Origin of the sequence: Vibrio aestuarianus (assembly GCF_012395185.1) — a bacterium.
Taxonomy (GTDB): domain Bacteria; phylum Pseudomonadota; class Gammaproteobacteria; order Enterobacterales; family Vibrionaceae; genus Vibrio; species Vibrio aestuarianus.
Window position 1 is genome coordinate 1 of sequence record NZ_JAAZTU010000006.1, and the last position, 13,900, is coordinate 13,900.

Here is a 13,900-nt window from a genome sequence, read left to right on the forward strand (position 1 = left end):
TACACTAGGCTAGTCTTCGGCAACGTCAGATTGGGATAAGTGAAAGATATGAAACTAACCAATGATTCTTCAGTTTCATACTTAAGTAGCAGGTATTACAAGATTATCAATGTTATTTTCAGTCGCTGATAAATTTGTTTTCTTATTATATCTTCGTGATATACCTTGCATCGACTTATGAAAATAGTGTCAACACTTGCTTATCAGTGTGATCTGAAATGATCCAATTTAAACTGGATCATCTGTTGCAATGAGTTTGTTGTTAAGTACAATGACAACCACCTAAAGCGAAGTAAGGAATGAATCGTTGTTAAAATGACTTAACAATGGTTTTTTGTACTTTCTTTGACGTAGAGGCGCGATAGGAATGAGTAACTTTTGCTGGGGTGATACCAATGAGCAGAAGTGAAAGGTTTTGTCGCCGAAGTGAGTGTGTATATTAAAACTACTCGCTGGGGTTGTATTCGAATAGGAACAACACTGCCATAGTCTATTATTTTGTTAAACTATGGAGCGCTACTGTAGGGTTGGGTGAAGTGTTCGCTTCCCTTTCGCTTAGTTCAACATTAATTGCGTTGAAATGATTTCTCGTAATTTGTCTGCAGTAGATCTCTGACCATTTACTTACTGGTTTTTGAAGATCATGAATTTAATCGATTTTGCATCATCTCCCTTATCGCTATTACCGCCATTAGTGGCGTTGAGTTTAGCCGTTATTACCCGCCGTGTTCTGGTGTCGCTTGGTGTCGGCATTTTGCTAGGCGCGTTACTACTCACCAATTACTCGGTAGTCGATGGTAGCAGCTACGTTGTAACTAAAGTAGCTAGTGTGTTTGTGGAAGATGGTGGTCTCAATACTTGGAATATGAGTATTGTCGGATTTTTACTCTTATTAGGCATGATGACAGCGTTGTTGACATTGTCTGGTGGTACCCGTGCCTTCGCTGGATGGGCGCAGGTACGAGTCAAAAGCAAACGCGGTTCAAAATTGCTTGCTGCATTTTTGGGTGTGTTTATTTTCGTTGACGACTATTTTAATAGCTTGGCAGTAGGCTCAATTTCTCGCCCTGTTACTGACCGTTTTTATGTTTCTCGTGCCAAGCTTGCTTATATTCTAGATTCAACTGCAGCACCGATGTGCGTTGTGATGCCAGCTTCGAGTTGGGGTGCTTATATCATGACTATCATTGGTGGCATTCTTGTTTCTCATGGTATCACTGAATATTCAGCGCTGGGTGCATACATTCGTCTAGTGCCAATGAATTTTTACGCTATTTTCGCTTTGCTGATGGTGTTTGCTGTGGTTTGGTTCCAGTTGGATGTTGGCCAAATGCGCAAACACGAAATGGAAGCTTCTCAAGGTCGTGGCTTTGATGATGATAATGATAGCCAACAAGCTCATGATTTAAATGAAGAGCTAGACATCAAAGAAAGCGAACACGGCAAAGTATCTGACCTTATTTTGCCAATTGTACTTCTTATTATTGCCACTATTTCAGCGATGTTATACACAGGTGGTCAATCATTGGCTGCCGATGGCAAAGCCTTTGACTTGTTTGGTGCATTTGAAAATACAGATGTAGGCACTTCGCTTATTTATGGCGGTCTAGTCGGCTTGGCAATGGCACTCTTTACGGTATTTAAGCAACAGTTACCAATGATTGATGTTGTGAAAACATTGTGGATTGGTGCTAAGTCTATGTTTGGTGCCATTCTAATTTTGGTTTTCGCTTGGACGATCGGTTCTGTCATTGGCGATATGAAGACTGGCGCTTACATGTCTTCACTTGTTCAAGGCAACATCAATCCTCACTGGTTGCCTGTTATTTTGTTTTTGCTTTCCGGTCTGATGGCATTCTCTACAGGTACCTCATGGGGTACGTTTGGGATTATGTTACCGATAGCGGGTGACATGGCGGGAGCTACAGACATTGCGCTTATGCTACCTATGCTAAGTGCTGTACTTGCGGGTTCTGTGTTTGGTGACCACTGTTCACCGATTTCTGACACCACAATTTTGTCATCCACAGGTGCTCGTTGTAATCATATTGACCATGTATCCACACAGCTTCCTTACGCTTTAGCAACTGCCTTGGTTTCTTGTGTCGGTTTTGTCGTGTTAGGTATGACGGCGTCGGTACTGATCTCCTTTAGTGCCGCTTCGGTTGCCTTTGTGATTGTATGTTTAGTGCTTGCATCTTTATCTCGTTCAAAAATTACGAATTATGAAAATGCATAGTTTTTAATATGAAAAATTAATATAGGGGAAGGTAAAACTTCCCTTTTTTAATGTGTTAACTAGTATTTTTACGAAAGATGAAAAAAAACTAAATTTTTGGTTGAAAAAACAGACTGGCTTAGTTAGTGTGGATGCAAGACAGTAAGCCAATCAAGGGCTCATAAGTATGCGTAATTTTGTAATGAACATTCATCACCATCATCACCCTAAATAATCTTTCGGGGAGGTGTACGCATACCCGGGAGGCAGGAAACTCTCGGTGGTTAAGTCAAAGCATTTAGATTAAAACCCTCGGGAGACCACAAATCTCCCGAGGGTTTTTTCATTTTCGGCTTAATTAAAATTCAAATAAATTCAATAAATTGTACATAGGGAAATCGTCATGCAAACACAACGCTTAAGAATCGCAATCCAGAAAAAAGGTCGCTTGAGTAAAGAGTGCCAAGACTTACTGAAAAAATGTGGTGTCAAATTTAACATCATGGGTGAGCGTTTAGTGGTTCACTCAATGAATATGCCAATTGATTTGTTACTTGTACGTGATGACGATATTCCAGGATTGGTAATGGACGGTGTCGTTGATCTGGGTTTTATCGGTGAAAACGAATTAGAAGAGGTTCGTTTAGAGCGTCTATCACAAAACAAGCCAAGCGAATTTGTACCACTACGTCGCCTTGATTTTGGTGGTTGTCGTTTATCTATTGCGATTAATAAAGATGAGCAATATAACGGCCCTCAAGATTTAGCCGGCAAACGCATTGCCACGACTTACCCACAACTTCTGAAAGCCTATATGGACAAACAGGGCATTGATTTCAGTACCTGTGTGCTAACAGGCTCAGTTGAAGTCGCTCCTCGCGCTGGCTTAGCTGACGCGATTGCAGACTTGGTTTCAACTGGTGCGACATTAGAAGCTAATGGTCTTAAAGAAGCCGAGGTAATTTTCCAATCCAAAGCGACACTTATTCAACGTCAAGGTGAATTTACGGAAGACAAACAAGCACTGATCGCGCGTTTACTGACGCGTATGCAAGGTGTGATTCAAGCCAAAGAATCGAAATACATCATGCTACATGCTCCTGTTGATCAATTAGAAGCAATCAAAGATCTTCTTCCTGGCGCTGAGGACCCGACGGTTCTTCCTCTGTCTGCTGAGAAAAACCGCGTGGCAGTTCATGTCGTGAGCACTGAGAATTTATTTTGGGAAACGATGGAGCGTCTTAAAGCGCTAGGTGCAAGCTCCATTCTAGTGCTACCTATCGATAAGATGATGGAGTAACCACGATGAGAACAGTTGTTTGGCAATCATTGAGTGAAACTCAACAAGATTCGATTTTGGAGCGTCCAGCCATTGCCGAAGGTGTAAACATTACCGCTGCAGTCAATGAGGTGATCGCTAAAGTGAAAGCCGACGGTGATGCGGCATTATTGGAGCTAACAGAGAAGTTTGACCGTGTAAAACCGAGCTCAATTCGAGTGTCGAGCGAAGAGATAGATGCCGCTTCAGAGCGCTTGTCTGACAAAATGAAGCAAGCATTAGAGCAAGCCTATGCCAATATTGCTAAGTTTCACAAAGCGCAGCGCCCACAGCCAATCAAAGTCGAAACGCAACCAGGTGTCGTCTGCGAGCAAGTAACGCGTCCTATCAATACTGTCGGATTATACATTCCAGGTGGCAGCGCACCACTTCCTTCTACGGTTTTGATGCTGGGCGTTCCTGCTCAAATCGCAGGTTGTCGAAAAGTCGTGCTTTGTTCACCGCCACCGATTGCAGATGAGATCCTCTATGTTGCTAAGTTATGCAATATCGATGAAGTGTATAACGTTGGTGGCGGTCAAGCGATTGCAGCAATGGCATATGGAACAGAGTCGGTCTCTAAAGTAGACAAAATATTCGGCCCCGGTAATGCCTACGTAACAGAAGCAAAGCGCCAAGTGAGTAATGATTTTCGTGGTGCAGCCATTGATATGCCAGCGGGTCCTTCAGAAGTGCTTGTAATTGCTGATGAAACGGCCGATGCCGATTTTATTGCCGCAGACTTACTTAGCCAAGCCGAGCATGGTCCCGACTCTCAAGTGGTACTGGTAACACCATCGCCAGTAATCGCAGACCAAGTCACCGATGCGGTACAAAAGCAACTAAAAGAGTTGTCACGTGCTGCTATCGCAGAAAAGGCGCTTGCTTCAAGTTTGATCATAATTGCCGAATCATTAACTCAAGCGGTTTCTATCTCTAACTATTACGGTCCTGAGCACTTAATTGTTCAAACACGTAACCCGCGTGAGTTGTTGCCATTACTTGATAATGCCGGCTCAATTTTCTTAGGTGATTGGTCGCCAGAATCGGCAGGTGATTACGCCTCAGGTACAAACCATGTGCTGCCAACCTACGGCTATACACGCACTTATTCTAGCCTTGGTCTGGCCGACTTTAGTAAGCGAATGACAGTGCAAGAACTTAGCGCTGATGGGCTTCAACTGCTTGCACCAACGGTTGTAACGATGGCTGAAGCTGAAGGTTTGGATGCCCATAAACGTGCGGTAACCATTCGAGTCGAAAAATTGCAGAAGGTGAAATGATCATGGAAAAACTGGCTCGTAAACAGATTCAGGCATTAAAACCTTACCTGTCAGCTCGCCGTATTGGTGGCACAGGAGATGTTTGGCTTAACGCTAATGAATCTCCATTCAATAATGAATACAAAACAGACTTCGCACGCTTGAATCGTTATAGCGATTGCCAACCTAAAGCAATGATTGACGCTTATGCGGCTTATGCGGGAGTAAAACCTGAACAAGTACTCACTTCACGTGGTGCTGATGAAGGTATCGAGCTGTTGATCCGCGCTTTTTGTGAACCTAACGAAGACGCGATTTTATACTGTCCACCGACTTACGGTATGTATGCGATTAGCGCAGAGACCATTGGCGTCGAGCGTAAAGTTGTCCCTTTGACAGACGAGTGGCAGCTTGACTTGGATGCGATTACTGCCAATTTGGATAATGTGAAGCTCGTTTTTGTTTGTAGTCCAAATAACCCAACTGGTAATTTGGTTGAGCGTAACGACATCATTTCGCTATTGGAGATGACAAAAGATCGCGCCATTGTGGTGATGGATGAAGCATATATTGATTTTTGTCCAGAGGCATCGACCGTTGATTTATTAGCGAAATATCCGAATTTGGCAATTTTGCGCACCTTATCTAAAGCATTTGCACTGGCTGGATTGCGTTGTGGTTTTACCTTAGCCAATAAAGAATTGATCGACGTATTACAAAAAGTGATTGCTCCTTACCCTGTGCCAGTTCCTGTCGCTGAAATAGCGATTCAGGCACTGTCTGAAGCTGGTCTTGCTCGCGCTAAATTCCAAGTATTGGATCTCAATGCGAACCGTGCATATCTACAGGCTGGTTTATATATGGTGCCTAATTTGACCGTCTATGAAGGTTGGGGCAACTATTTACTGGTGAAATTCCCAGATGGTGATGCGCTATTTAAAGCCGCCTGGGGGCACGGGATTATCTTGCGAAATTCGCCGATCCAAGACTGCGTCAGAATCAGTGTGGGTAATCGAGAAGAGTGTGAAAAAACGCTCGCGTTTATTCGTAATTATTACCAATAACCTATTGGGTATAACTAGTCGCCACTTTGTATAAAAACACGTTGCGGCAGAGAAATAATAAACAATAAGCCTATGACGATGAATAAAACGTTATAGGTCAATAGAAAAGGATATTCCCGTGAGCAAGCAGCAAAAAATTCTCTTCATTGATCGAGATGGCACCTTAATTGTTGAGCCGCCGGTCGACTTTCAAGTGGATCGCTTAGACAAACTCAAATTCGAACCTTATGTCATCCCAAGTCTACTGGCTCTGCAAGAGGCAGGGTATAGACTGGTAATGGTGACAAACCAAGACGGGTTAGGTACCGATAGCTACCCGCAGGATGATTTTGATGCACCACATAATATGATGATGGATGTGTTTGAATCACAAGGCGTTAAATTTGATGATGTGTTGATCTGTCCACATTTCGAAAAAGATAACTGCACTTGTCGTAAGCCTAAATTGGGTATGGTGAAAGAATACCTGCAAGCGGGTAAGGTAGATTTTCAACAATCAGTTGTGATTGGCGACCGCACCACGGATCTTCAACTTGCTGAAAATATGGCGATTCGTGGCATTCAATATCACCCGCAAACCATGGGCTGGCGTGAGATTCTAAAAGCGTTAACGGTCAACGCTCGCACTGCGGAAGTAGTACGTACTACCAAGGAAACTGACATTAAGGTCGCGGTGAATTTGGATGAAAGTGGTAACAACAAAATTGAAACCGGATTGGGCTTTTTTGACCATATGCTTGATCAAATAGCAACTCACGGTGGCTTCCAACTTAAGTTGAGTGTTAATGGTGATCTACACATCGATGATCACCACACGGTTGAAGATACCGCTTTGGCGCTAGGACAAGCCTTAAAAGATGCGCTAGGTGACAAACGTGGAATTGGTCGTTTTGGTTTCTCATTACCGATGGATGAATGTTTGGCACAGTGTGCGCTCGATCTGTCAGGGCGTCCTTACCTTAAATTTGATGCAACATTCAGTCGTGAACAAGTCGGGGACCTATCTACAGAAATGGTGTATCACTTTTTCCGCTCACTGACGGACACTTTAGCGTGCACGCTGCATCTCTCTTCAACTGGTGAGAATGATCACCACATTATTGAAAGCTTGTTTAAAGCCTTTGGCCGTACGTTACGCCAAGCGATTAGAGTAGAAGGCAATGAACTTCCTAGCAGTAAAGGGGTGCTTTAATGTCGTTAGCCAGTGAAAAACAAAAAGTTGTTATCATCGATACGGGATGCGCCAATGTCTCTTCGGTTAAGTTTGCTATTGAACGTTTAGGTTACCCTGTCACCACATCAAAGCAACCAAGTGTAGTGCTAGCCGCAGATAAACTCTTTTTGCCAGGGGTGGGAACAGCAAGCGAAGCGATGAAAAACTTGCAAGAGCGAGACTTGATCGCTTTGGTTAAGCAAGTTGAAAAGCCGTTACTCGGCATCTGTTTGGGGATGCAATTATTAGGCAAATTATCCGAAGAAAAAGGCCAAAAAGCCAATGAGATAGTGGAATGCTTAGGCTTGTGTGATGGTGAAGTTCGCTTAATGGATACCGGAGATTTACCGCTGCCGCATATGGGGTGGAATACGGTCAGCGCCAAAGCTGGGCACCCGCTGTTTAAAGGTATCGAAGAGGATGAGTATTTCTACTTCGTACACAGTTTTGCTATGCCAGTTGGTGAGTACACCATTGCAGCATGTGAATACGGCAAACCTTTTACCGCCGCGCTGCAAAGCGGTAACTATTATGGCGTACAATTTCATCCAGAGCGCTCATCAAAAGCAGGTTCAACGTTGATTAAGAACTTCTTGGAATTATAAAGGGAATTACACATGATTATTCCAGCATTAGATTTAATTGAAGGCCAAGTCGTTCGCTTGTTTCAAGGCGATTATGGCCAAGTCACCGAATATAAGGTCGACCCCGCAGAGCAATTTAACCTCTACCACCAAGCCGGAGCCAACTGGCTGCACCTTGTCGATTTGACTGGAGCAAAAGACACGTCAGCACGTCAGCTTGATCTGATTGCCAAACTACTTGCAAGCACTCCTGCCAATATCCAAATTGGTGGCGGAGTAAGAAATGAGCAAGATGTGGTTGATTTATTAGCCGCGGGAGCGCAACGCGTCGTGGTTGGTTCCACTGCAGTAAAACAACCTGAATTGGTCAAAGGTTGGATGGAAAAATATGGCGCAGAAAAAATTGTGCTAGCGCTTGATATCAACATTGATCAAAACGGTACACGTAAAGTGGCCATTTCAGGTTGGCAAGAAGATTCAGGTGTAACGATTGAAGCCCTGATCGATGATTATCTGACGGTGGGTTTGACACACGTATTGTGTACCGATATCTCCCGTGATGGCACGTTAACTGGCTCAAATGTTGAGTTGTATGTAGATTTGTGCAAGCAATACCCACAAGTGCAATTCCAATCATCGGGTGGTATCGGCAGTTTGGCCGATATTGAAGCGCTAAAAGGTAGCGGCGTTGCTGGTGTGATCGTCGGTAGAGCCTTACTCGATGGCAAGTTCACCGCAGAGGAGGCATTCGCATGTTGGCAAAACGCATAATCCCTTGTTTGGATGTTCGTGATGGACAAGTGGTGAAAGGGGTTCAGTTTCGCAACCACGAAATTATTGGTGATATCGTACCGCTAGCTAAACGGTATGCCGAAGAAGGCGCAGACGAGTTGGTGTTTTATGATATTACCGCCTCAAGTGATGGTCGAGTCGTTGATAAAAGTTGGGTTGCACGCGTTGCTGAAGTGATTGATATTCCATTTTGTGTGGCTGGTGGTATTAAGTCGGCTGAAGATGCCGCTCGTATTTTAGAGTTTGGTGCTGATAAGGTTTCCATCAATTCCCCAGCATTAGCTAACCCACAGCTGATCACCGATTTAGCTGATAAATTTGGCGTGCAGTGCATCGTAGTTGGCATCGATTCTTACTTCGATAAAGAAACTGGTAAATACCAAGTTTACCAATTTACTGGCGATGAAGCTCGCACCAAAGCAACAAAGTGGGAAACCCGAGATTGGGTACAAGAAGTACAAAACCGTGGTGCAGGTGAAATCGTGTTGAACATGATGAACCAAGATGGTGTGCGTAATGGCTATGATTTAGAGCAATTACAGATGGTGCGTGAAGTGTGTCGCGTACCTTTGATAGCATCGGGTGGTGCTGGTGCAATGGAGCATTTTGCGCAAGCTTATCAGCAAACCAATGTCGACGGTGCGCTCGCGGCATCAGTATTCCATAAGCAGATCATCAACATTGGTGAATTGAAGCAGTATTTGAAAGCAGAAGGTGTAGAGGTAAGACGATGAGTTTTGAAGTATCGAGTGCAGCAGCACTTTCTGAACGTATTGATTGGGACAAAGTCGAAGGCTTAGTACCGGCTATAGTGCAAGACTTTCAGTCTAGCCAAGTATTGATGATGGGTTACATGAACCAGGAGGCGCTGCAAAAAACCGCACAAACAGGGCAGGTGACCTTCTTCTCACGAACTAAACAGCGCCTTTGGACCAAAGGTGAAACTTCAGGCAATGTATTACAACTGAAGAATATGGCTCTTGATTGCGATAACGATACGCTGCTGGTGAAAGTGGATCCTATTGGGCCAACGTGCCACACCGGTACGACAACCTGCTGGGATGCGGACACACAAGAAGAGTCACAAATGGTGTGGCTTCATCAACTTGAGCAGCTATTGGCTGCCCGCAAGAGTGCCGACCCAGACTCCTCTTATACTGCCAGCCTTTACGCTCGGGGAACCAAGCGTATTTCGCAGAAAGTGGGCGAAGAAGGTGTTGAAGTTGCGCTTGCGGCGACGTCGGGCGATAAGGCGGAATTAGTGTGTGAATCAGCAGATTTGCTCTATCACTTGTTAGTACTGCTGCAAGACCAAGGATTATCGCTCAGTGATGTGATAAATAAGCTTAAAGAACGCCATAAATAACGAATTAAAGCCTCTTATGACAAGAGGCTTCATTTTTTGTTTGAAAAGATTTATAGAGTAATTTCTTTCCATTCGCCGGGCTGTAAATCGCCCAAGGTCATTTCTCCCAATGAATAGCGAATGAGCCGTAAAGTCGGAAAGCCAATATTGGCGGTCATTCGCCTTACTTGACGGTTTCTGCCTTCGATTATGGTGATAGCAAGCCATGTAGTAGGGATATTAGCGCGAAAACGAACTGGAGGATTACGCTCCCAAAGCTGCGGCTGTTCTATGATTTCCACAACGGCGGGGAGGGTCATCCCATCTTTTAGCTCTACACCATTACGCAGTTTATCTAAGTCAGCTTGCAGAGGCTCTCCTTCCACTTGTACCCAGTATGTCTTTGGCGATTTCGATTGCGGCTGGGTTAATTTAGCCTGCAAGATCCCATCATTGGTTAAAACCATTAATCCCTCGCTGTCTCTATCTAATCGCCCTGCGGCATAGACATCTTTAACCGGGATGAAATCAGCGAGTGTTTTGCGACCTTCGCCATCGGTAAACTGGCTCAAGGTATCGTAAGGTTTGTTGAAGATAATGATTTTGCGTTCGGAAATTGAAACACGTTTTTTAGTGTTATCTGAGGGTGCTTTTGCCGCCGCCGGACGCCTTTTTTGCTGGCCACGCTGTTTTAAATTAGAAGAACGAGAAGATCGAGATGAAGAGGAGAAATCACTGCGCAAGCGGGATGACATGTTAACTACCTTGCAAAAATGTAAATGAACTGTGTTTGAAAGTTTTCTGAACTTTGGATTTAGGCTATCATTTGCGCGCCAAAAAAGCGGATTGATGCACAAGATAATAGACTATTATCTCCGTTTTGTTTAATTATACTGAAGTCACTCGATTTTCATTTGGTTATTATTGTCAATGAGTGAAGCGGAGACTTTCACTCAGCGAGCAAAATCGAATCATGCTCAACGAAATTCGATGCAATATTCAAAAGAGTAACACGATCGTGATCTAGCTATGTGGATGCACTACCAGTTAGACGCAGACATTCATACAGCGTTATTTTATCCAGTAACGCTGTGAGTAAAAAATAGGGAAATTTCATGCCTACAGAAAAGCCTACAATTATCTATACCATTACTGACGAAGCACCAGCATTAGCAACGTATTCATTATTGCCGATTATTCAATCTTTTACCGCATCGTCAGGCATCAACGTTGATACTCGAGATATCTCACTGGCAGGGCGTATCATTGCTAGCTTCCCTGAGCATTTAAAAGAAGAACAGCGTATTGGCGATGCATTGGCTGAGCTAGGCGAACTGGCGACCAAGCCAGAAGCAAATATTATTAAGTTGCCAAACATTTCAGCATCAGTACCTCAACTCAAAGCGGCGATTAAAGAACTGCAGGCGAAAGGGTACGCTCTGCCAAATTATCCTGAAGAGCCAAGTACTTACGAAGAAGAAGCCATTAAAGCAACTTACGATAAAATTAAAGGCAGTGCAGTAAACCCAGTGTTGCGTGAAGGCAACTCAGACCGTCGTGCGCCACTTTCAGTAAAAAATTACGCTAAGAAAAACCCACATTCAATGGGAGCTTGGTCTGCGCAATCTAAGTCGCATGTTTCAAGCATGGAAGAAAAAGATTTCTTTGGTACAGAGAAGTCGGTCACCATCAACGGTGATACGCAAGTTAAGATCGAGTTTGTTGGTAATGATGGTACAACTAAAGTTCTAAAGAAAGACTTTGCACTGTTAGATAAAGAAATTATTGATGCTTCAGTGTTAAGCAAAACCGCCTTGGTTGAGTTTTTTGAGAAAGAAATTGCAACAGCTAAACAGCAAGATGTGTTGCTTTCTTTACATATGAAAGCAACCATGATGAAAGTGTCTGATCCGGTTATTTTTGGTCATGCGGTTAAAGTTTACTACCAAGACGTATTTGCAAAATATGGTGATCTTTTTGACAGCTTAGGTGTGGATGTAAACAATGGTTTAGGTGATGTTTACGCGAAAATCCAATCCCTTCCTCAAGCACAGAAAGAAGAAATTGAAGCGGCAATTGAGGCCGTTTACGCAACACAGCCACCGCTTGCGATGGTAGATTCTGATCGTGGTATTACCAACTTGCACGTACCAAGCGATATTATTGTCGATGCTTCTATGCCTGCTATGTTGCGTTCTTCAGGTCAAATGTGGGGACCAGACGGTAAGCAAAAAGATACTAAAGCGATGATTCCAGACCGCTGCTATGCAGGTGTTTATCAAACCGTTATTGATTTTTGTAAGCAGCATGGCGCGTTTGATCCAACGACCATGGGCAGTGTGCCAAACGTTGGTTTGATGGCTCAAAAAGCAGAAGAATACGGTTCTCATGATAAGACCTTTATTCTTGATGCCGCAGGTTCTGTACGCGTAGTGGATACTTCAGGTAAGGTTTTACTTGAACAAAGTGTAGAAGAGGGTGATATCTTCCGCATGTGTCAGGTTAAAGATGCACCGATTCAAGATTGGGTGAAATTGGCAGTGACTCGTGCCCGTGCGACGGGAGTTCCAGCTATTTTCTGGCTTGATGAGCAGCGTGCACACGATCGTGAGCTAATTAAAAAAGTAAAACTTTACCTAGCTGACCACGATACATCAGGCTTAGATATTCAAATTTTGTCACCTGTAGAAGCAACACAGTTTACGCTTGTGCGCCTTAAAGAGGGCAAGGATACCATCTCTGTAACCGGTAATGTGTTGCGCGATTACTTAACGGATCTTTTCCCGATTCTAGAGTTAGGAACATCAGCAAAAATGTTGTCTATCGTTCCTTTAATGAACGGTGGTGGCTTATTTGAAACAGGCGCTGGTGGTTCTGCTCCAAAACACGTACAGCAAGTGGAAAAAGAGAACCATTTACGCTGGGATTCTTTGGGTGAGTTTTTAGCATTAGCGGCTTCTCTAGAGCATTTGAGTATCGTAACTGGTAATGCAAAAGCAAAAGTTCTTGCTGACGCTCTAGATAAAGCGACAGGTAAATTTCTAGATATGAATAAGTCGCCTTCTCGCAGAGTGCGCGAGTTAGATAACCGCGGTAGTCACTATTATTTGGCGACTTACTGGGCGGAGGCTTTGGCTCAGCAAAGCGATGATGCTGAATTAGCAGCAGAATTTGCTCCAGTTGCGGAGAAACTGGTGGCAAACGAACAAGCGATTATTGCTGAGCTAAACGAAGCTCAGGGTATCGCGGGTGACCTTGGTGGTTATTATTTGCCAGTGTTTGAAAAAGCGTCGGCCTTAATGCGTCCAAGTAAAACGTTGAATGACATTATTGGTGCATAACGCGAATCCACAATCAACAAAACCCGCCAGTTGGCGGGTTTTTTAATCAAATACACGTATTGGCAGCGATTATTTTGCGAGTTGACCTTCAATGGGAACAACAGCGCTAGCGTGATATCCTTTAGGGCCTTCTTCAACTTCATAAGAAACTTGTTGCCCCGCTTTAAGCGTGCGATAGCCTTCCATTTGAATTGTTGAGTAATGAGCAAAAATATCGGAATCTTCACCTTCTGGGCAGATAAACCCAAATCCTTTTGCGTTGTTAAACCATTTAACTGTACCTGTAGCCATGCTTTACATCCTTAATTGCATTTTAGTTACTGATGTTATTGACGAGACACCTATCCAAAAAATGTGACTCTATCAGTGAATATCAATTCAGACGCTGCCAAATTTTTAGTCACTAATTGACCAATGTAGCCAATGATTTCGCTCAGTCAATAGGCAAAATGTATAATATTCGACATATTTGCAAACAAATCACTTTTAAGCATTACATTTCCGTAACGAACAAAAGCAGGGTAAGTCCATAAATTTTTAATATAGATGCTGTATTTCTGCTGTAATTTTAGCCAATTACATCTAGGCTCGATCTGAATAGCAATGTTTTATTTGCAGCGATACAATTGCTGCATTAGTCTTTAACTAAGGGTTGTTTTTCAACTGTGTCGAAAACATTTACTGATGTGAACGGCAAAACAGTTACTGAGAGGCACAACAGTTACACTATGCAGAGAACACTCTAAGTAGAGAAACACTCTAA

The 13,900-nt window shown here is 43.5% G+C and carries 12 protein-coding genes, 1 riboswitch and 1 other annotated feature; of the genes, 10 read left to right on the plus strand and 2 right to left on the minus strand.

Going from position 1 to position 13,900, the window contains the following annotated elements:
* Nucleotides 1–343 precede the first annotated feature (343 nt).
* Nucleotides 344–527, plus strand: a riboswitch (Lysine riboswitch).
* A gap of 116 nt (nucleotides 528–643) precedes the next feature.
* From HGG78_RS03820 to hisIE, 9 genes are all read left to right on the plus strand, one after another.
* Nucleotides 644–2,239 carry a Na+/H+ antiporter NhaC family protein gene (locus HGG78_RS03820; RefSeq protein ID WP_172532133.1) on the plus strand — a complete coding sequence of 532 codons (1,596 nt, stop codon included), beginning with the start codon at nucleotides 644–646 and terminating at the stop codon, nucleotides 2,237–2,239.
* A gap of 189 nt (nucleotides 2,240–2,428) precedes the next feature.
* Nucleotides 2,429–2,565, plus strand: a sequence feature (His leader region).
* A gap of 56 nt (nucleotides 2,566–2,621) precedes the next feature.
* Nucleotides 2,622–3,518, plus strand: a complete 897-nt coding sequence (hisG, locus tag HGG78_RS03825; RefSeq protein WP_053310000.1) for an ATP phosphoribosyltransferase — start codon at nucleotides 2,622–2,624, stop codon at nucleotides 3,516–3,518.
* A 5-nt stretch (nucleotides 3,519–3,523) separates the two neighbouring features.
* Nucleotides 3,524–4,819: a histidinol dehydrogenase gene (hisD, locus tag HGG78_RS03830; protein ID WP_053309999.1), complete on the plus strand. Its 1,296-nt coding sequence runs from the start codon at nucleotides 3,524–3,526 to the stop codon at nucleotides 4,817–4,819.
* Between the two features lie 2 nt (nucleotides 4,820–4,821).
* Nucleotides 4,822–5,862 carry a histidinol-phosphate transaminase gene (gene hisC, locus HGG78_RS03835; RefSeq protein WP_172532134.1) on the plus strand — a complete coding sequence of 347 codons (1,041 nt, stop codon included), beginning with the start codon at nucleotides 4,822–4,824 and terminating at the stop codon, nucleotides 5,860–5,862.
* 118 nt (nucleotides 5,863–5,980) lie between these two features.
* The gene (gene hisB, locus HGG78_RS03840; RefSeq protein WP_053309997.1) at nucleotides 5,981–7,054 is read left to right on the plus strand and encodes a bifunctional histidinol-phosphatase/imidazoleglycerol-phosphate dehydratase HisB; all 1,074 of its coding nucleotides are present in this window, start codon (nucleotides 5,981–5,983) and stop codon (nucleotides 7,052–7,054) included.
* Nucleotides 7,054–7,680, plus strand: a complete 627-nt coding sequence (gene hisH / locus HGG78_RS03845) for an imidazole glycerol phosphate synthase subunit HisH (RefSeq protein WP_172532135.1) — start codon at nucleotides 7,054–7,056, stop codon at nucleotides 7,678–7,680. The genes hisB and hisH overlap by 1 nt, the downstream gene beginning before the upstream one ends.
* Before the next feature lie 12 nt (nucleotides 7,681–7,692).
* Nucleotides 7,693–8,430 (plus strand): 1-(5-phosphoribosyl)-5-[(5-phosphoribosylamino)methylideneamino]imidazole-4-carboxamide isomerase, encoded by a 738-nt coding sequence (hisA, locus tag HGG78_RS03850; protein ID WP_168780609.1) that lies wholly within the window; start codon nucleotides 7,693–7,695, stop codon nucleotides 8,428–8,430.
* Entirely contained in the window at nucleotides 8,412–9,185 is a 774-nt protein-coding gene (gene hisF, locus HGG78_RS03855; RefSeq protein WP_053309994.1) for an imidazole glycerol phosphate synthase subunit HisF, read from the plus strand. Before hisA ends, hisF begins: the two co-directional genes overlap by 19 nt.
* The gene (hisIE, locus tag HGG78_RS03860) at nucleotides 9,182–9,817 is read left to right on the plus strand and encodes a bifunctional phosphoribosyl-AMP cyclohydrolase/phosphoribosyl-ATP diphosphatase HisIE (RefSeq protein WP_172532136.1); all 636 of its coding nucleotides are present in this window, start codon (nucleotides 9,182–9,184) and stop codon (nucleotides 9,815–9,817) included. The genes hisF and hisIE overlap by 4 nt, the downstream gene beginning before the upstream one ends.
* 50 nt (nucleotides 9,818–9,867) lie before the next feature.
* On the opposite strand, the gene HGG78_RS03865 is transcribed toward hisIE, so the two are convergent.
* Nucleotides 9,868–10,551 carry a pseudouridine synthase gene (locus HGG78_RS03865; protein ID WP_172532137.1) on the minus strand — a complete coding sequence of 228 codons (684 nt, stop codon included), beginning with the start codon at nucleotides 10,549–10,551 and terminating at the stop codon, nucleotides 9,868–9,870.
* A gap of 360 nt (nucleotides 10,552–10,911) precedes the next feature.
* On the opposite strand from HGG78_RS03865, the gene HGG78_RS03870 reads away from it, so the two are divergent.
* Complete coding sequence (locus tag HGG78_RS03870; RefSeq protein WP_172532138.1) at nucleotides 10,912–13,137, plus strand: NADP-dependent isocitrate dehydrogenase; 2,226 nt, start codon at nucleotides 10,912–10,914, stop codon at nucleotides 13,135–13,137.
* 69 nt (nucleotides 13,138–13,206) lie between these two features.
* Here HGG78_RS03870 and cspD read toward each other — a convergent pair whose 3' ends face one another.
* Nucleotides 13,207–13,428 (minus strand): cold shock domain-containing protein CspD, encoded by a 222-nt coding sequence (cspD, locus tag HGG78_RS03875; protein WP_053309990.1) that lies wholly within the window; start codon nucleotides 13,426–13,428, stop codon nucleotides 13,207–13,209.
* Nucleotides 13,429–13,900 lie beyond the last annotated feature (472 nt).